Below are 16,900 nucleotides of genomic sequence, written 5' to 3'. Positions count from 1 at the left end.
TCCCGGAGAGAGTGGGGACGGCCGCCGCCGGTTACGAGGTTCCTGCGGACGCACGGCGTCCGGCGATCACACCGTACGCGTGGCCACCGCCGGCGAGACGCGGGAGGCGCGCGTGGCCGGGCCGAACACGGCCAGCTGGCCGAGCAGCAGCACGGTCAGCGCACCCAGCGGCGCGTAGTACCACGCCAGGCGCGGCAGTTCGTAGTGCTTCATCAGCCACAGGTTGAAGCCGTAGGTGAGCAGCAGGCCGAGCGCGATGCCCACGCCCACCACGATCACGTTCTCGATCATGAAGTAGCGGCGGATGTCGAAGCGGCGCGCGCCCAGCGCACGACGCGTGCCGATCTGCTTCACGCGGCGCGTCACCCAGAAGCTGACCATGCCGACGATGCCAAGCCCCGTCACCGCGAGCAGCGAGAAGATCACCGTGGTCAGCACGATGGTCATCGCGCGGTCCTGGCGATAGCTTTCGCCGCGCACTTCCTCCACCGATTGCAGGCCGCGCACGATGCGCCCGGTGTTGATCTCGCCCAGCTTGCGTTCGGCTTCCTTCATGATCTCGTCGCGACGCGCCGCATCGGTGCGGATGAGGTAACGCGCGGAGTTGTCGAACTCGCCGTCCTGGTACTGCGGCACCAGCAGCGCGTGCTCGACCTTGTCCCAGCCCACCCACGGCGCCTGCAGGCGTTCGACGATGCCCACGATCGTGCTCGACGACCCCTTGCCGCCCAGGCCGCTGTAGATCGGCTTGCCCAGCGCGTTGCCGTCGGGGTACAGCTGCTCGGCCAGCGCCTGCGTGACGATCACCGAATTCGGCGTGCCCTTGTCGTCGCGGCTGCGGTAGCTCACGTCGTCGGCGGTGAAGTTGCGGCCGGCCACCAGGTGCACGCCCAGCGTGTTCACGCCGTGGTCGTCGACGATGTAGATCGAGGTCGGCGTGTTCTTGCGCTGGTCTTCCGGCGCGCTTTCCGGAAGCGTCGCGATGCCTTCGCTCCAGCCGCCGTTGGACAGCGGCACGGAGTTGATCGTGGTCGCATCGATCACGCCAGGAATCGAACGCAGCGCGTCCAGGTCCTGGCGCAGGCTGCCGCGCAGGTCGAAGTCCGGTGCGAAGCCGAGGCTGGTGATGGTGAACAGCGCCTTCTCGTCCATGCCGCTGGGACGGTTCACCTTCTCGATGCGCTGCAGGATGATGAAGACGCTGTTGCACACGATGGCCAGCGTGATGGCGACCTGCAGCGCGATCAGCAGCAGGCCGGTCTTGTTGCGCATGAGCGCGTTGAGGATCGGTCGGAATTCCATGGTGGTGTCCTCGGCTTACTGCGTCTTCAACTGCGTGGCCGGCTGCACCTGGCAGGCGCGCCACGTCGGATAGAGGCCGGCGATCAGACTGGCGACCAGCGCGATCAGCAACGACAGGCCGACCATCACCCAGTCCAGTTCGGCCAGCCGTTCGATCGATGTGCCTGCATAGAGCTTGCGCAGCGCCAGCAATCCGAGCCCCGTCAGCACCAGTCCGAGCAGGCCGCCGGCGATGCCGACCAGTCCCGATTCGGTGAGGTACTGCGCGAACACCGCCGGCTTGCTCGCGCCCACCGCGCGACGCAGGCCGATTTCCGGCGCCTTGCCCATAAACTTCGCCAGCAGCAGGCCCACGGTGTTGATCAGGCACACGGCGAAGAACGCGAACGCCAGCCACACCTGCGTGCGGACGTCGCGACCCACCACGCGCTGCGCCTGCAGGAATTCGGACACCGTGTACACGCGGTTGTTCACCGGACGCGCGAAACGGCCGGCCTTCTTCTGCTCGCCGACGTAGTCGTTGAGGAAGCCCAGGTATCGCTGCGCATCGGCTTCATCCTTGACCTGCACCCACATGTCGATCCAGATGCAGTCCGACGCCAGCAGGCCTTCGTAACCGGGTTCGGAATCCTTGTAGCAGCTGTTGTTCGAGTTGCTGTTGAGCTTCTTCTCGATGCCGAACGAGAACGGCACGAACACCGACTGCGGATCGTTGAAGGCGCCGTTGGAGACGTGGTACACGCGCGGCGTCGGGCGCCATTTGTCGAGCACGCCCACGACGGTGAAGTCCTCGCCGCCCAGGCGCACCTTGCGGCCGACGCTGTTCTCGCCGCCGAAGAGCTTGTCGTTCGTCTCCGCATCGATCACCGCCACGCGCGCGGCGCTGCGGTCTTCGGCCGGCGTCCAGCCGGTGCCGTAGCGGAAGGGCGGCTCGAAGATCGGGAAGAAGCCCGACGTGGTGAACAGCGCTTCGACCATGTACGGCTTGATCTCGCGCTTCTCCGGTTCCAGCGGAAGCACGTTGGGGAAGAACGCCGCCTCGTGCTCGGCCTTGTGCGCGTTCACCAGGTTGTTGGCGTCCTGGTAGGTCATCAGCTCCGGCGGTTCGGTCGGGTAATCCTCGTCCCAGGGTTCGTTGACGTCCCAGTTGTCCAGCTGCACGCGGCGCACCTGTTCGTCCTTGTAGGACATCGGGTTGCTTCCCATCATGTGCAGCACGGTCATCGAGGTCATCGACATGCCGATGCCCAGCGCGATGGCCGCGACCATCAGCGCGGTGAGGATGCGGTTCCGCTTGAGCGAGATGGCCGCCAGTCGCAGGTAGTAGGTGAACATGGGTGCGTTCCTCAGCCGGCCGTGACGGTGGCGGAGTGCGCGGCGGCGTGCACTTCACCGCCCAGGCGCGGCGCGTCGTCCAGGTCGGTCACCTGGCCGTCGATGATGTGCACGTTGCGCTGCGAACGCGCGGCCAGTTCCGGATCGTGCGTCACCATCACGATCGTGGTGCCCTGCGCGTGGATCTCCTCCAGCAGTTCCATCACGCCGCGCGCCATCAGCGAATCGAGGTTGCCGGTGGGTTCGTCGGCAAGCAGCAGGCGCGGCGAACCGGCCAGCGCACGTGCGATCGCCACGCGCTGCTGCTGGCCGCCGGACAGTTCCGACGGGTAGTGCTTCATGCGCGACGACAACCCCACGCGCCCCAGTGCGTGCTCGATGCGCTCCTTGCGCTCGCCCGCGCCCATGCGGCGATAGCGCAGCGGCACGTCGACGTTGTCGAACAGGTTCAGGTCGGGAATCAGGTTGAAGCCCTGGAAGATGAAGCCGATCTTCTCGTTGCGCAGGCGCGAACGCGCGTTGTCGTCCAGGCCCTTCACCGATACGCCGTCGAGCAGGTAATCGCCGTCGTTGAAGTCCTCCAGCAGGCCGGCGATGTTGAGGAACGTCGTCTTGCCCGAGCCCGACGGCCCGGTGACGGCGACGAACTCGCCTTCGCGCACGTGGATGTCGAAACTGCGCAGCGCGTGCGTCTCGATCATGTGCGTGCGGTAAACCTTGCTCAGGTGGGTCATCTTCAACATGGCGGGCTCCTGGGTCGTTCTGTTCGTGCGTGCGGTGATGCGGAAAGGGTGGGATGCGTGAAGCAGGTCAATCGTTGACCATCACTTCGTCCGCGCCGTTGAACGCGGTGGTGTCGGAAATCACGATGCGGTCGCCGGGCTTCAGGCCCGAAAGCACTTCCACGTCGGACAGGCTGCTGGCGCCGGTGGTGATCGCGGTCTTGATCGCGGTGTCGCCATCGAGCTTGTAGGCGACGCGGCCGCCGCCGGTGTCGAGGAACGGGCCGCGCTGCACCATCAGCACGTTCGGCTTCTCCTCGATCATCACGCGCGTGCTCACGCGCTGGTTCTGGCGAAGGCCGGTGGGGCGCTTGTTGTCGGGCTGCTGATCGGCGAAGCGCAGGCGCGCCATGACCTGGCCGTTCACCACTTCCGGCGACACCGACTGCAGCACGCCGTTGTACTTCTGCCCGCCGTAGCTGATCTCCGCGCCCATGCCCAGGCGCAGGTCGTCGGCGTAGCTCTCCGGCACCGGGAGTTCGACTTCCAGCTCGCGAAGGTCCACGACCACCAGCAGCGGCTGGTTGAGCGGCACCACCGTGCGGTCGGTGATGTTCACCGTGCCGACCATGCCGTCCACGGGCGAGCGGATGTTGAGTTCGTCCACCTGGCGCTGCAACTCGTCGACGATCGCCTGCTGGCGCTGGGCGAGCAGGTGCTTGTTGCGCGTGTCCAGCCCGGCGCCGCGATCCTGCAGGCCGTAGTCGTGCTGCGCGTGCGTCAGGCCGATGTCGGCCTTCTTCAGCGTGTCCTGCGCCCGGGCCACTTCGATGCTCGACACCGCGCCGCCGTCGAAACCCTTCTGGCTGCGTTCCAGGTCGCGCAGCGCGGCGGTGCGGTCGATCTCCGCCTGGTCCAGCGCCTTCTGCGCCGTGGAGCGCGCCAGTTGCGCGTCGAGCGCGGCGCGGCTGGCCTCTGCCTGCAGGCTCGCCAGCGTGGACTGCTCCTGCACCAGCTTGCTGCGCAGCTCGGGGCTGTCGATCACCGCCAGCGTCTGGCCCTGCTTGATGGTGTCGCCGGCGCGCACCTTCAGCGTCACCGTGCCGGCGGCCGGCGCGTACAGCGTCGGGCTGACGGCCGCGACCATGCGGCCCTGCACCGAGACATCCCGCACCAGCGTGCCGCGATGCACTTCGGCCGTGCGCAGTCGCTCGCCGCTGACCGACTGCCCGGCGCCCAGCCAGCGACCCAGCGTCGGCACGCTCAGCGCCACCAGGAGCAGGGCCGCCACGCCGCCGCCGATGAGCAGCTGCTTGCGGCGCGGGTTCGCGGGGGGCGCGGCGAGGACGCGGTCTTGGGCGGAGGTGTCGCGGATCATGCGGTCGTCTGGTGATGGAAGCTCACCTGAATACGCAGATCGCGTGCCAACCTCGCGCCCCTTTGGATTCAACCACTTGCGCGCGCCAAGACCTGTCCGGAGTGTCCGCGCGGACAGTTCCGTGTCCGCCGTACAGCGGCCTTCGCGTACCTCCCGCTAAACTGTTTTCCTTTCCGGAAATCCCCTTCGAATCAGGAGTACGGCTGCATGTGCGGAATTGTGGGAGCGATCGCCGATCGCGACGTGGTGCCGGTGCTGATCGAAGGCCTCAAGCGCCTGGAATACCGCGGCTACGACTCTGCCGGCATTGCCGTGCTGGACGGTGAACAGGTCCGCCGCGTGCGCCGCACCGGCCGCGTGTCGGAGATGGAAACGGCCGCCCAGTCCGAAGGCTTCCACGCCCGGCTCGGCATCGGCCACACCCGCTGGGCCACGCACGGCGGCGTGACCGAAGCCAACGCGCACCCGCACGTCTCCTTCGGCGAGCTGGCCGTGGTGCACAACGGCATCATCGAAAACCACGACGAGCAGCGCGAAGCCCTGCGCGCCCGCGGCTACGACTTCGAGTCGCAGACCGACACCGAGGTCATCGCGCACCTGATCCACTTCCACCAGTCGCAAGGCGCCGACCTCCTGGCCGCCGTGCAGAAAGCCGTGCACGAACTCGTGGGCGCCTACGCCATCGCCGTGGTCAGCAAGCGCGAACCCGGCCGCCTCATCGCCGCGCGCATGGGCTGCCCGCTGCTGGTGGGCCTGGGCGAAGGCGAGAACTTCATCGCCAGCGACGTGTCCGCGATCCTGCAGGCCACCCGCCAGGTGATCTTCCTGGAAGAAGGCGACACCGCCGAAGTCACGCGCGAGTCCGTGCGCGTGTTCGACGCCAGCGGCGTCGCCATCGAACGCGAAGTGCACGTGTCCGACGTCTCGCTCGCCTCGCTGGAGCTGGGCCCGTACCGCCACTTCATGCAGAAGGAAATCCACGAGCAGCCGCGCGCCATCGCCGACACCATCGAGGCGGTGATGGACGCCAACGCGTTCAACGCGCTGCTGTTCGGCGCCGATGCCGAAAACGTCCTGCGCGACGTGGAAGGCGTGCAGATCCTCGCCTGCGGCACCAGCTACTACGCCGGCCTCACCGCGCGTTACTGGATCGAAGCCATCTCCGGCCTGCCGTGCTCGGTCGAAATCGCCAGCGAGTACCGCTACCGCAAGGCCGTCGCCAACCCGAAGCACCTCATCGTCACCATCTCGCAGTCGGGCGAAACCCTCGACACGATGGAAGCGCTGAAGTACGCCAAGTCGCTGGGCCACGACCGCACGTTGTCCATCTGCAACGTGCCCGAAAGCGCCATCCCGCGCGCCAGCCGGCTGGTGTACTACACGCGCGCCGGCGCCGAGATCGGCGTGGCGTCCACCAAGGCGTTCACCACGCAGCTGGTGGCGCTGTTCACGCTGGCCGCCACGCTGGCCAAGTTGCAGAACCGCCTGAGCGTGGAGCAGGAAGGCCAGTACCTGGACGCGCTGCGCTTCCTGCCCGGCAGCGTGCAGCACGCGCTGAACCTGGAACCGCAGGTCACCGCCTGGGCCGAGCGTTTCGCGCCCAAGCAGCACGCGCTGTTCCTCGGCCGCGGCGTGCATTACCCCATCGCACTGGAAGGCGCGCTCAAGCTCAAGGAAATCTCCTACATCCACGCCGAGGCCTACCCGGCCGGCGAACTCAAGCACGGCCCGCTCGCGCTGGTGGATGCCGCCATGCCGGTGGTGGTCATCGCCCCCAACGACACCCTGCTGGAGAAGGTGAAGTCCAACATGCAGGAAGTGCGCGCCCGCGGCGGCGAGCTGTTCGTCTTCACCGACGAGGACAGCCAGTTCGGCCCGTCCGAAGGCGTGCACGTGATCCGCGCCCCGCGCCACGTCGGCGTGCTGTCGCCGGTGGTGCATGCCATCCCCGTGCAGCTGCTGGCGTACCACGCCGCACTGGCGCGCGGTACCGACGTGGACAAGCCGCGTAACCTGGCGAAGTCGGTGACGGTGGAGTAACGCCGGACCGAATGCGGTGCTTGGGAACGGCCCTCCTTTGCGAGGGCCGTTTTCTTTTTGGCGGGATGTTAATGTCCGCTTTCGACCCAAAGCGGACATTTCGTGCCGACCGAGGCAACGGAAGAGAACGGACGGAACTATCTGGCGAAGTCATCATATGGACGGTGGTGAGATGGCTAACGAAGCAGAAGAGATCACCGACAGGTTCAAGACCATCCTCCTGGATGCGCGGGACTCTGGCCCAGAAGTACTGCGCGCCTGGCTGAGCGAACCAGACAAGTTTCTGCGCGAGACTCGGTACAGCCTTCCCATACATGAAGTGCTGCGCGGGCTAAGCGTCGAAGAGCAGGAGAAAGCCATGGCAGTGGCTGACTATGCCGTGCGCTCGTCGTTCTCGTACCTCCTGAAGTACCTGGAGGAAGGAGAAAGTGGATTGACCTTCACTCTCACCGCCATCGACGAATCGACAGGGGCAAAGGAATGTGTCATTGGGGATGGGGTGTATAGGGAGTTCGCCGACTTCGTACGGTGACCATTCCTTGCTGGGTACGTGACGACCTCGGCGGCCGATGTCCGCTTCTGGCCGATAGCGGACGGTGCATGCAAGGTTGATCTCAATTGGAGTCGCCAGAATGACGTTCCGCATTCCGACTTTTGTTGTTCGGCGCCGCATCAGTCGCCACCGCTCTTGCCGCGGCCTACGTTTTCCTATCAGCAGTCTCCACCGCTTCCCTTCGGTTCGGCGCGTGTGGCCCCACCTCGCTCAAGCACGCCGAACAGTACTGTCGCGTTGGCACTCAACTCCTGTTGTTCTCCTATGCGCTTGGTGTCTGCGCGCTATTCCTAGTCGGCCTGACGGTCTGGCTGTTCCAACGCCGCCGCCCCCCTAGGTGAATGTCCGCTACCGCCCGAAGCGAACGTCCACAGGGGGGCGCGGTAAGCTTTACTAAAGCAGCCGAGATCGTTGAGAGCATGGGTACTACTCATAGATTCATCGCAGACCCGTCCCAGCCTTCCGAAGTTCTTGAGTGGTTCCGCTCGCTAGACGAAGCTCCAGTCGAGGCGCGTACGGATAGAGGGATCGTTCTCTACTTCTCCGCCCAAGGGCCGCTTGCATATCAGGGGAGCGGAAACATCGACGAGCGCTCTTCGCCCATAGTCACGATTTTCCTCCCGCGCGCTAGGCGCGGCGAGCTTTGGACTGTAGGTGAGGCGCACTTCTTGTCCACACCGCTCCGGCGGTTCCCGTCCTTGCAGAAGGTCAACCTGGCGTTCGGTAGATGGCTCTCCCGCCTGCAGTGTGTGTATTCCAACGGGCGGAGCGAAAGCGACTTCAACTATTACCTGGAGGGTTCGATTCGCAACTACGACACTCCAGTGTTTGCGTTCGATTCCGGATTACGCTCACTTTAGGATGGCCGCTACTTCGTAGCGGATGACGACTCCGAGGCTAGGCTTGATTCGCTCTGCAGGGCTCTTCGGTTGCGAGGCATCGAGTGCGCAGCTACCTAACAGGTAGCCGAGTCCAGGGCATAGTCCGGATTCATCGGCGCTCGCGAAGTCCGCTTCTGGCCGATAGCAGACGTTCGGCGGGACGGCCGGCAGCCGGGCTGCTAATGTCCGCTTTCGACCCAAAGCGGACGCTCAGGCTACCGAGCGCGAATGAGGAAGGATGGCGATCTACGACACCATCATCTGGCTGCAATCTCAGTCAAACGGCAAGCTATTCCCTGCGGTTCAGTTCACCGCAGACACAGACATGGCTACCAGCGGCTGGGTTTCCCTGACCAGTGTTGAGCGACCCGAGGTCGTCGTGACGACGTTCACTGTCGATGAAGTTCAAGCAGCGGGGGGAGGGGAACCGCCGTACATCGGCGTGGAGGCTCGTGTTAACGCCATTCTCGGCAGACACGACCTGCGTGTTCCTTGGCTGGTATCCGTCGAGCGAGATGAGCGTCCTGCAGCCGGGGTTTCGTTCCAGGACTTTCTGAAAACGTATCGCTCACCACGACTGCTCTACCGCGACATCTTCACTCCGGGTTCCTTTGCGGAGAAGGCTTCAACGGAATCCCGGGAACAGTTCGAGCGCGGCGGTGGAATGGTCACCCGTCTTTGAAGCCAGCGTCCGCTTCTGGCCGTTAGCGGACACTGGGAGCAGGTCGAGGCTGGATCGGATGCTAATGTCCGCTTTCGACCCAAAGCGGACATTCGTTTGGGCGGCCGATTTGATAGCTTGGCCCCATGAATAAACTCCTCAACAGCGCACACACCTGGTTCTTGGAGTCTTACCAGCAAGGCCCGTATGGCTCACTCGTCATTCGCCTTGCGGAAGGGATAAAGGGGACTGAGCGGCTACCCGTCCAGATTGGAGATCAAACGCTAGGCCCTTACTTTCCGGTCACCGTTGAGCGTTCTAGCAGGTGCGCCACGATTGTCTTCAACGATGTCAGGGCCGTCCTGACGTACGCCGAAGGCTACGATGCCGAGGACCCCAAGCTTGAAATAGAGGAAGGCCGGTTTCTTCGACGCGTAACGGCATCTTCGTTCCGGGACTTCGCGGGGAACTCGCTAACCGCCATCGACGAGTTTCGAGGAGAGTTCTCCGAGTGGCTAGTGTGGACGGAGGAGCTGGTCCTACAGGTCTTTTCTGGGGCACCGCCAGAGGTTCGACTCGAAGATCGCCAACCTGACGACACCATCGAGCGCGGTGAAACCTGGTCAGCAACTTGAGTTTGTGACCTCTGCCGCCAGGAGCATTCGAATTGTCCGCTTCTGGCCGATAGCGGACGTTCGCCCGGGACGGCCGGCAGCCGGGCTGCTAAGGTCCGCTTCCGACCCAAAGCGGACACTGAAGATCTCGCTTCGGGCATCTTGGGCGACAGGGGAGGGAATCATGAAACGGATAGCGATTGTCGCGGCTTCGGCTTTCTTGGCTGCGTGTGCATCTGTCCCGAAGCCGGCGACATACGCAGGCGACGTTCCCGCCGAGATTTCAGCGATGCCAGGCGACGAGTTCTCGTGGCGAGGACGGAACTACACCCCTGACCGTATGGGCGATGCGATTCGTGCAGCCAAGGCGTCTGAGGGCGTCACCTCGGTCGTCCTGCTGTACGGCGACGATGCCACCGTTCAAGACATTGTCGATGTCGCGATCATCGCTCGTGCTGCCGGGTTGCCTGCGTTCTACAAGCAAGGCGACAAGCTCAACCCCATCACGGTCAGCCGCTGATCGCCAAGCAGGAAATGTCCGCTTCTGGCCGATAGCAGACGTTCGGACAGAACTGTTGACGGCCGCGCCGCTAATGTCCGCTTTCGACCCAAAACGTACATCTGCTCGTAGTCGCGTTGGATAGATCGGAGCCATCTCAAGATGCAGTCGGATGCAATGGACGCCCGCTCGATAATTTCGAAGAACCACCCCGCGTCCGGTGAGTTCGAAACGACCTCGTTCAGGTCGCGGCTGTACGAAGATGCGACCTGGTCGCAGGACGAATACTGGAAGGTGGAGTGGGCGCTGTTTCAGCTTGCAGCTGCCGCCGACTCGGACGCGGAGCTGCGTTGGCGCGTTTTCCGTCTTTTCAGCGCGACAGTCTCGCTCTTTGTCGCGCATTACGATCCGAAGGACATCTATGTGATGGATGGCATCGACGCTGAAGGACTGCTGGAAGCGAGGGAGCGATTCGACCTCGTGTTCGAGGGATTCTTCTCTCAGCAGATGCCAGATGTCCGCTCCTGGCCGATAGCGGACGTTCGGCTGGGGCGTCCGGCTGCCGGGCTGCTAATGTCCGCTTACGAGCCAAAGCGGACATCGGGGTTCCCGCGCTGTGCGTATTGCCTTTGCTTCAGGAGGCCCCCTTTGGCTGTGAGTATTGGATCGAGCGCACCCAGGGCGCGCTTTCTCATGGTGGGAATCGGCGCCTTGCTGCTCTGGGGAGCGCTGGTCTACGCATACGTGGCGTTTGCACTGAATGTCGCCGGCCGCGCAAACATATTCATCGCCAGCGCCTTGCTGCTCGCCGTGTGCGTTGGATTTCTGTGGGCAGGTTTGCCGTTGTTCGGCGAGCAGGCAGGTGCATCGCGTGTCATCGGCCGTATCCTGATCGCACCGCTCGCAAGCGCTGTGTGGGTATTGATGCTGACGCTTGTTGGAATTCCATTCCATCTCGCTATTGGCGGCACTCTGTAAGTACAAGGCGCTCCAGGCAATGTCGCTCCTTGAATAGACTTGGCTTCAGCGCATCTGACCGGGGAGGGTCGATGGCCGCACTCCTGGTTCCCTTGTTGGCAGTCTCAGCAATCGGATTTCTCTGCAGCGCGCTGGTGCATATCGTTGCGCTCACCGGCGTGGTGCCCCCTGGTGGCAATGCGGTGTTCGCGTTGCACGTGGGGGTCTTCGTCATCTGGTTTCCGGTTGTCTTTCTTGCGATTCGCATCAGCCAAGGTCAGCGCGGCTTCATGAGCTGGGGGCCACTGCTTTCCGGCTGCCCGGCCTGGTTCCGCGGATTCCTGCTGGTCTTGTTCGCCTACGCATTTCTCAACTTTTTCTCCGCATTCAATGGTGAGGCCGGGCACAAGCAGCAAAGCGACGCACTTGCGCCGGCCACACTTCGCGGCTCCTCCGGTCACTGGATGCTCTTCTACGCCGCCGGCTTCGGCGTCCTGCTCACGGCGTATCGCCGACCGTGGATGCTGCGCGGCGCGACGTGCCCGAGAGGCCACAGAGGTCTCCGGGACGCAAAGTTCTGCCCGACGTGCGGAGCCGCTCTTCCAGACACGCCGTCCCGGACGAGGCCCTTGGTGTGAGCGGGCTGCGAGTTGTATCCACGCACAAGGGCATGTGCTAGATGTCCGAACGTCCGGGCGACAGCAGACGTTCGCGTGGAATGGCCGGCGGCCGGGCTGCTGATGTCTGCTTCCCGCTTGGCCGACATCTGCCGGCAGGTCCGGGGGAAGGCGGATAACCGTGATGCGTCTGCGTTCACGTCGACAACAAGGACAGGGGGAGTGCAATGGAGAAGGCGCTTGCGTGCGTGGCTTTGCTGGCGGTTATCCCGATGTCGGGAGCGGTGGCCGGCGGGCTGACGTACACCTATGTAGAGGGAGGCTTTGACCGCGTCGATCAGAGCGCTGAGACGCTCGGCGCACAGGACCCGAGTGGGGCGTACCTACGCGGCTCTTACGCGCTGACCCCCTCGCTTTTTGTCTTTGGCAGCTACGCCGAGCGTGATGACACGTCGCACCACACCGTTGTCCTGGGGTCTTTGGATCCGTTCCAGACGCACACGAAGATGGAGCAGCGTGCGACAGAAGCAGGTCTGGGAGTCCACGCGCCGATGGGCGAGAGGCTCGATTTCGTAGGTGAGCTGACCTACTTCAACATCGATCGGGACATTACCTTCACGGTGGACGGTGGGGAAGCCACCCATCTTTCATGGCGCGACCTCGACGGCACTTCAGCGACAGTCGGACTGCGCGGAGCGAGCGAGCGCATCGAGGGCTGGATCAAGGTCGGGTATCGCGACAGCGACGATTTTCGGGACCACTTCATCGGAGCGCTTGGAGCGCAGTACCGCTTTACCGGTACATGGGGCGTGGTGGCCGAATGGGAAGAGTCGAACGAGTTGCGACGCTATCGTGTGGGGCTTCGTGCCAGCTTCTGATCTCGTGATATCCGCTCTTGGCCGATAGCGTCCAATGGAATGAACGGTCAGCGGTGCTAAAGTCCGCTTCCACCCGGCACGGCCTCTGGCCGCATGCCACGCGCGATGGAGCTCTGCTCGCATGGATAGTGGTTTGTTCGTGGTCCTGATTGTCTTCGGCGTGCCCGCGTCGGTCTTCTACATGTTGCGCACGCGTGTCGAGGTGACCATGACCCCGGCCAAACGGTTGTTGGGGTTCGTGGGATTCGTGGCGCTCGGCATCGTCCTGCTGGCTTACGCCGACGAGGCCATCCAGACCGGGCGCGTCACTTGCGGTCGAGCTCCCCGCATACACGATTGCGAGAAGGCGGCGGATGCGGTGGGGTTCTCGGCGCGCGTGCTGTTCTTCACCCTCGGCGGGATCTTTGCAGTGGCAGGGGGAATCGTCGCGCTGATCCGGCCCGAATCCGCAGGCGCAAACAGCGAAGACTCGTAAGCGCCGTTCGCGACCCAACGCCTGTCGATCGATAGCGCGGAACCCAGGACTCGCTGATGACGCCTGGCCGTTAGGGGCGGTTCGGACGTTCGGACAGACGGCGGGGCTGCTAGTGTGGCGATTGGTCCGTAGCGGAAATGACAGGGTGGATCAGCCTCAAGGTCTGCTTGGCGGGGACCAATCTGTTATCCGGCGGATCGCAACCCCGCAATGACAGGATGCGATCCGACAGGAGCGATCATGACGTGCCGGAGGATGTCCGTTAATCTGGCGGCTCGGCGGGGGGGGCGCCGTACGGTGCACGCGATGTTGAAGTTCGCATGGATTGCACCGTCGCACTTCGTGGCGCTTTGCCTGTTGGCGCTGCTGAACAAGCAGGAGTTCCGGCGCGGTGCGCAAAAGGACCGCCTGGAGCAAAGCGGATGCTGGAACCGCGGTCGTACGGAGTCGGAATCGAGCAGGACGTCCAACGCGATGGAAAAGTACAAACTGCAGCCCCCTGCCCGAGTTTCCATGGCGGGCCTCGCCTCGTTGACAATCGTGCTCCTGCTGGCAGGTTGTCCGGGAACGTCCGCCGTGCCCACGGAGGGCCGTGGACGCACGACCACGATCGCACGTGACTCCGGCTATGCAGCGTCGGTAGCGCAATGGCGCGATTTCCTTTCATGCTGGGATCGCGACGCGAGCAAGGCACGGCAAGGGCGCGACGACATGGGGCCTGCGTTGATCGCGAAGGGCCAGGGCAGTCCGGACGTGTCCCTTTCCGCGCGTATCAAGGCGCGCGAGCGTGCGCTTGGCGTTGAGTTGCCACGGTCGTACGTCGATTTTCTCACCGCTGCCCAACCCGACGCATCCTGGTCCGAGCTGTCGCGGAAAACCGGCCTGCTGTCCATCGACGCCATCGACACGGTGGCGCGCCTGGATCCGGAGGGAGTGCGGATCGCGCATGCGCATCCGCTTCATGCGAGCGACGAAACATACTTCGTCTATGGCGTGGACCAGGACAGCGTGGTGCTGCGATCGAGCTACTTCGCTGACGCCATCGTGGTCGGGAAGTACGGCGATAGCCTGTATGAGCAGATCGTGCTCTTTCCGCAGGTCCGGACGTCGGATGGCGAAATGGAGGCCGCACTGCTGGGATGGTCGGGAGTCTACCGCGCCCCGTCGTTCGCTGAGGTCATGCGGCAACTGTCCTACCACGACCTGGGCCGCGCCGACCATGTCCCACCTTACGCACAGACGTCGCTTGCTGGCACGTGCGCCGATCGGCTGCCGCAAAACAACGTCTGGTGGAAGTAATTCGTTCCCCGTGCTCCGGGACGACACGTGCTTCTACGTCCGTCGCATTCGAGTCAGGGTGGTTACCGCACCTCCCGCTGAGTCCGCATCCCGCACGACCGTTCGTCGCGCGGCTCACGGAAGCTGAATCACGTCCTCATCTGAATACGTCACGGCGTGGGCTACAGGCAAACGGACTTCACTCCGCGCGTACGACGTCGGCGTAAACAGCGAACGAGGCGCGCGCCCCGGGCCGGGGTGCATCTTGGGAGCACCGCCATGGTTCGCATCGGGCACTTCGCATCGTTCACCATCACGCTGATCATTTTGATGGGCGTCGCTGTCCCGACGCCTGCGGCATACGCGGCGATGCGCTTGGTCTCCAACTGCAGTGACAGTGGCACGGGAAGCCTGCGCGCCGCCATAGGCGCAGCCGCCAGCGGCGATGTGATCGACCTGCGCTCGCTGGGCTGCAGCGCCATCGTGCTCACCAGCGGTTCGATCGTGGTGCCACAGGCGGATCTCACGATCCGCGGCCGCACCCGTTACGCACTCACCATCGACGGCAATCGCAAAGACCGCGTGTTTCTGCACGACGGCACGGGGACCTTGCGCATCGAGTACGTGTCAGTGGCCAATGGGCGCCGCATCGCCGACCAGGAAAACCAGATATCCGAGTACGGCGGCTGCATCAGATCCGAAGGCAACGTCGCGTTGCACCAGGCGTGGGTACACGGATGCAGCGCGGAGGCGTTCGGCTTCATCGACGGACCGCTTGCCTGGGGTGGCGGGATCAGCGCGATGGGAAACGTCGAGGTGACCTGGAGTGCGGTTTTCGACAACAGCGCCACCGAAAACAGTTTCGGCGGCGGAATCTACGCGCAGGGGCGTGTGACGCTGTACCACGCGCAGGTCTACCAGAACGAGGGTTACATCGGCGGCGGCGTCATGGCGGAAGGCGGCGCCAGCGTCACGTACTCGCGCATTTATCGCAATCACGCCGGGGCGATCGGGGGCGGTCTGTACGTCAGCTCGCTCACCGGACTTTCCGACCTCATCATCAACAAGTCGACCCTGTCCAACAACATGGTGCGCGACGACTGGAGGGGGACGCTCTACGGCTTGGGAGGCGGTTTCGCCGTCGGTGAGGGGGAACCGGCCGGAAAGCACCTCATCGTCGACAGTACGATCTCGAACAACCGCGCGCACACCAACAGCGCGGGCTACGCACAGGGCAGACTCGACATCTACAACAGCACCATCGCCTACAACGCGGAGGTCACGAACATCTACGGCGGCGAGGGGGAGGACCCATTGCGGCCGTGCGATAGACGCGGCGCACTGCGGGCCGACGCGCTGCATCTGGAAAGCACCATCGTGGCGCGCAACAGCTGCGTCGCAGGCCCGGTCGGCTACGGCATCAGCGCCTCCACCGGTTCGGTGGTCGGCGCCCACAACCTCATCGAGTACCCGCTGGTCCCGGTGCCGGCCGACACCATCTCGCTTGATCCACGACTTGCACCGCTGGCCGACAACGGCGGCTACTCCGCCACGCACCTGCCGCTGGCGGACAGCCCCGTGTTGGGGCAGGGGAGCAACCTGTTCGACCGCATGTACGACCAGCGCGGTCCCGGCTTCCCCCGGGTGAAAGGCGCAGCGCCGGACATCGGCAGCACGGAGCGGTGAATGCGTTGCCGACTGCATCGACCGGCTCAAGCCAGCTCGAGTTCGGAGCAACTTCGCTGACGATGATTGCGCCGGGCCGTCTGGCCGTATCCGCCTGCGGCGGGTCATTCTCGCGAGGGCCGCGCTTGGTGGGCAACCCGGACTGGCACCGCCGCTGACGATGCCGCTCGATGTGCAGCCGAAGCCTCCACGTCGCTGCCCCGCGCAATCCAGACTGCGGCAGCCGGCAACTCGTGCCGCGAGCGAATGAGCCGCCCTCGGGCGGCTCATTCCATTCTCTCCGTCAGGCCCGAGCGTGGCTCGCGTGGCTTCGGAGTCGCGACCCGCTGCGTCCGCATCCGAGTCGCAAGGAAGCGCGCATCTTCAGGGCATCAGCACCTTGTCGATCACGTGGATGACGCCGTTCTTCTGATACACGTTCGCGATGGTGACGTTCGCCGCGTTGCCCTTGCTGTCGGTCACGGTGACCTTGCCGCCAGCTGCGCGGGCCGTCAGCGTCTCGCCCTGCACCGTCTTCAGTTCGGCCTGGCCGCCGCCGGCCTTGATCTGCGCAGCGATGGCCGCCGCTTCCAACTTGCCCGGCACGACGTGGTAGGTGAGCACGGCGGTGAGCTTGGACTTGTTTTCCGGTTGAAGCAGGGATTGCACCGCTCCGCTGGGCAGCGCGTCGAATGCGGCGTTCGTCGGCGCGAATACAGTGAAAGGGCCCGCGCCTTTCAGCGTATCGACCAGGCCCGCGGCTTTGACGGCGGCCACCAGCGTCGTGTGGTCCTTGGAGTTTGCCGCGTTGTCGACGATGTCCTTGCTGGCGAGCATCGGCGCTCCGCCGACCGTGGGATTGGCGCTGGGGGACCCCGCATGGGCAGCTACGGTGCATCCGACGGCGAGCGTCAGGGCCAGTGCGATCTTCTTGATGTTCATGATGTCGTTGCTCCTTCGATGACGTAGGCAGAACCGCAAGTCGGTGCTACGTCATCGAAGGTATATCGACAGGGGATCACCCGGCTTCAGTAGTTGCAGCAGC

Annotated in this window: 16 protein-coding genes; 11 read left to right on the top strand and 5 right to left on the bottom strand. The window is 64.2% G+C overall.

Features of this window, described 5'->3' with window-relative positions; genetic code table 11:
* Window positions 1–66: 66 nt before the first annotated feature.
* The 4 genes from DX912_RS07690 to DX912_RS07675 all read right to left on the bottom strand — a co-directional run bounded on the left by DX912_RS07690 (window position 67) and on the right by DX912_RS07675 (window position 4,737).
* Window positions 67–1,302 carry an ABC transporter permease gene (locus tag DX912_RS07690; RefSeq protein ID WP_115841913.1) on the bottom strand — a complete coding sequence of 412 codons (1,236 nt, stop codon included), beginning with the start codon at window positions 1,300–1,302 and terminating at the stop codon, window positions 67–69.
* A gap of 15 nt (window positions 1,303–1,317) precedes the next feature.
* Window positions 1,318–2,637, bottom strand: coding sequence for an ABC transporter permease (locus DX912_RS07685; protein WP_115841912.1), 1,320 nt, complete (start codon window positions 2,635–2,637; stop codon window positions 1,318–1,320).
* Between the two features lie 11 nt (window positions 2,638–2,648).
* Window positions 2,649–3,380, bottom strand: a complete 732-nt coding sequence (locus DX912_RS07680) for an ABC transporter ATP-binding protein (RefSeq protein ID WP_115841911.1) — start codon at window positions 3,378–3,380, stop codon at window positions 2,649–2,651.
* Between the two features lie 67 nt (window positions 3,381–3,447).
* Entirely contained in the window at window positions 3,448–4,737 is a 1,290-nt protein-coding gene (locus DX912_RS07675) for an efflux RND transporter periplasmic adaptor subunit (protein ID WP_115841910.1), read from the bottom strand.
* A 207-nt stretch (window positions 4,738–4,944) separates the two neighbouring features.
* On the opposite strand from DX912_RS07675, the gene glmS reads away from it, so the two are divergent.
* The 11 genes from glmS to DX912_RS07620 all read left to right on the top strand — a co-directional run bounded on the left by glmS (window position 4,945) and on the right by DX912_RS07620 (window position 15,876).
* Complete coding sequence (gene glmS, locus DX912_RS07670; RefSeq protein WP_115841909.1) at window positions 4,945–6,777, top strand: glutamine--fructose-6-phosphate transaminase (isomerizing); 1,833 nt, start codon at window positions 4,945–4,947, stop codon at window positions 6,775–6,777.
* A gap of 172 nt (window positions 6,778–6,949) precedes the next feature.
* The gene (locus DX912_RS07665) at window positions 6,950–7,309 is read left to right on the top strand and encodes a hypothetical protein (protein WP_181902757.1); all 360 of its coding nucleotides are present in this window, start codon (window positions 6,950–6,952) and stop codon (window positions 7,307–7,309) included.
* A 1,140-nt stretch (window positions 7,310–8,449) separates the two neighbouring features.
* Complete coding sequence (locus tag DX912_RS07660; protein WP_115841907.1) at window positions 8,450–8,893, top strand: hypothetical protein; 444 nt, start codon at window positions 8,450–8,452, stop codon at window positions 8,891–8,893.
* A gap of 125 nt (window positions 8,894–9,018) precedes the next feature.
* On the top strand, window positions 9,019–9,507 hold the full coding sequence (locus DX912_RS07655) for a hypothetical protein (protein WP_115841906.1): 489 nt from the start codon (window positions 9,019–9,021) through the stop codon (window positions 9,505–9,507).
* Window positions 9,508–9,670: 163 nt separating this feature from the next.
* Entirely contained in the window at window positions 9,671–10,006 is a 336-nt protein-coding gene (locus DX912_RS07650; RefSeq protein WP_147298589.1) for a hypothetical protein, read from the top strand.
* 156 nt (window positions 10,007–10,162) lie between these two features.
* The gene (locus DX912_RS07645; RefSeq protein ID WP_181902756.1) at window positions 10,163–10,963 is read left to right on the top strand and encodes an Imm41 family immunity protein; all 801 of its coding nucleotides are present in this window, start codon (window positions 10,163–10,165) and stop codon (window positions 10,961–10,963) included.
* 71 nt (window positions 10,964–11,034) lie between these two features.
* Window positions 11,035–11,580 (top strand): hypothetical protein, encoded by a 546-nt coding sequence (locus DX912_RS07640; protein WP_115841903.1) that lies wholly within the window; start codon window positions 11,035–11,037, stop codon window positions 11,578–11,580.
* Window positions 11,581–11,786: 206 nt separating this feature from the next.
* The gene (locus DX912_RS07635) at window positions 11,787–12,437 is read left to right on the top strand and encodes an outer membrane beta-barrel protein (protein ID WP_115841902.1); all 651 of its coding nucleotides are present in this window, start codon (window positions 11,787–11,789) and stop codon (window positions 12,435–12,437) included.
* 121 nt (window positions 12,438–12,558) lie between these two features.
* Complete coding sequence (locus DX912_RS07630) at window positions 12,559–12,912, top strand: hypothetical protein (RefSeq protein ID WP_115841901.1); 354 nt, start codon at window positions 12,559–12,561, stop codon at window positions 12,910–12,912.
* Window positions 12,913–13,218: 306 nt separating this feature from the next.
* A complete protein-coding gene (locus DX912_RS07625; RefSeq protein ID WP_147298588.1) occupies window positions 13,219–14,211 on the top strand; it encodes a hypothetical protein in 993 nt (330 codons plus the stop codon).
* Window positions 14,212–14,469: 258 nt separating this feature from the next.
* A complete protein-coding gene (locus tag DX912_RS07620; protein ID WP_115841899.1) occupies window positions 14,470–15,876 on the top strand; it encodes a choice-of-anchor Q domain-containing protein in 1,407 nt (468 codons plus the stop codon).
* Window positions 15,877–16,239: 363 nt separating this feature from the next.
* Here the strand turns inward: DX912_RS07620 and DX912_RS07615 are convergent, their stop codons facing one another.
* Window positions 16,240–16,797, bottom strand: a complete 558-nt coding sequence (locus DX912_RS07615; RefSeq protein ID WP_115841898.1) for a fasciclin domain-containing protein — start codon at window positions 16,795–16,797, stop codon at window positions 16,240–16,242.
* Window positions 16,798–16,900: the final 103 nt, after the last annotated feature.

This window comes from Lysobacter soli (genome assembly GCF_003382285.1).
Lineage (GTDB): Bacteria > Pseudomonadota > Gammaproteobacteria > Xanthomonadales > Xanthomonadaceae > Lysobacter_J > Lysobacter_J soli.
This window is presented reverse-complemented; position numbering and strand designations above follow the sequence as displayed.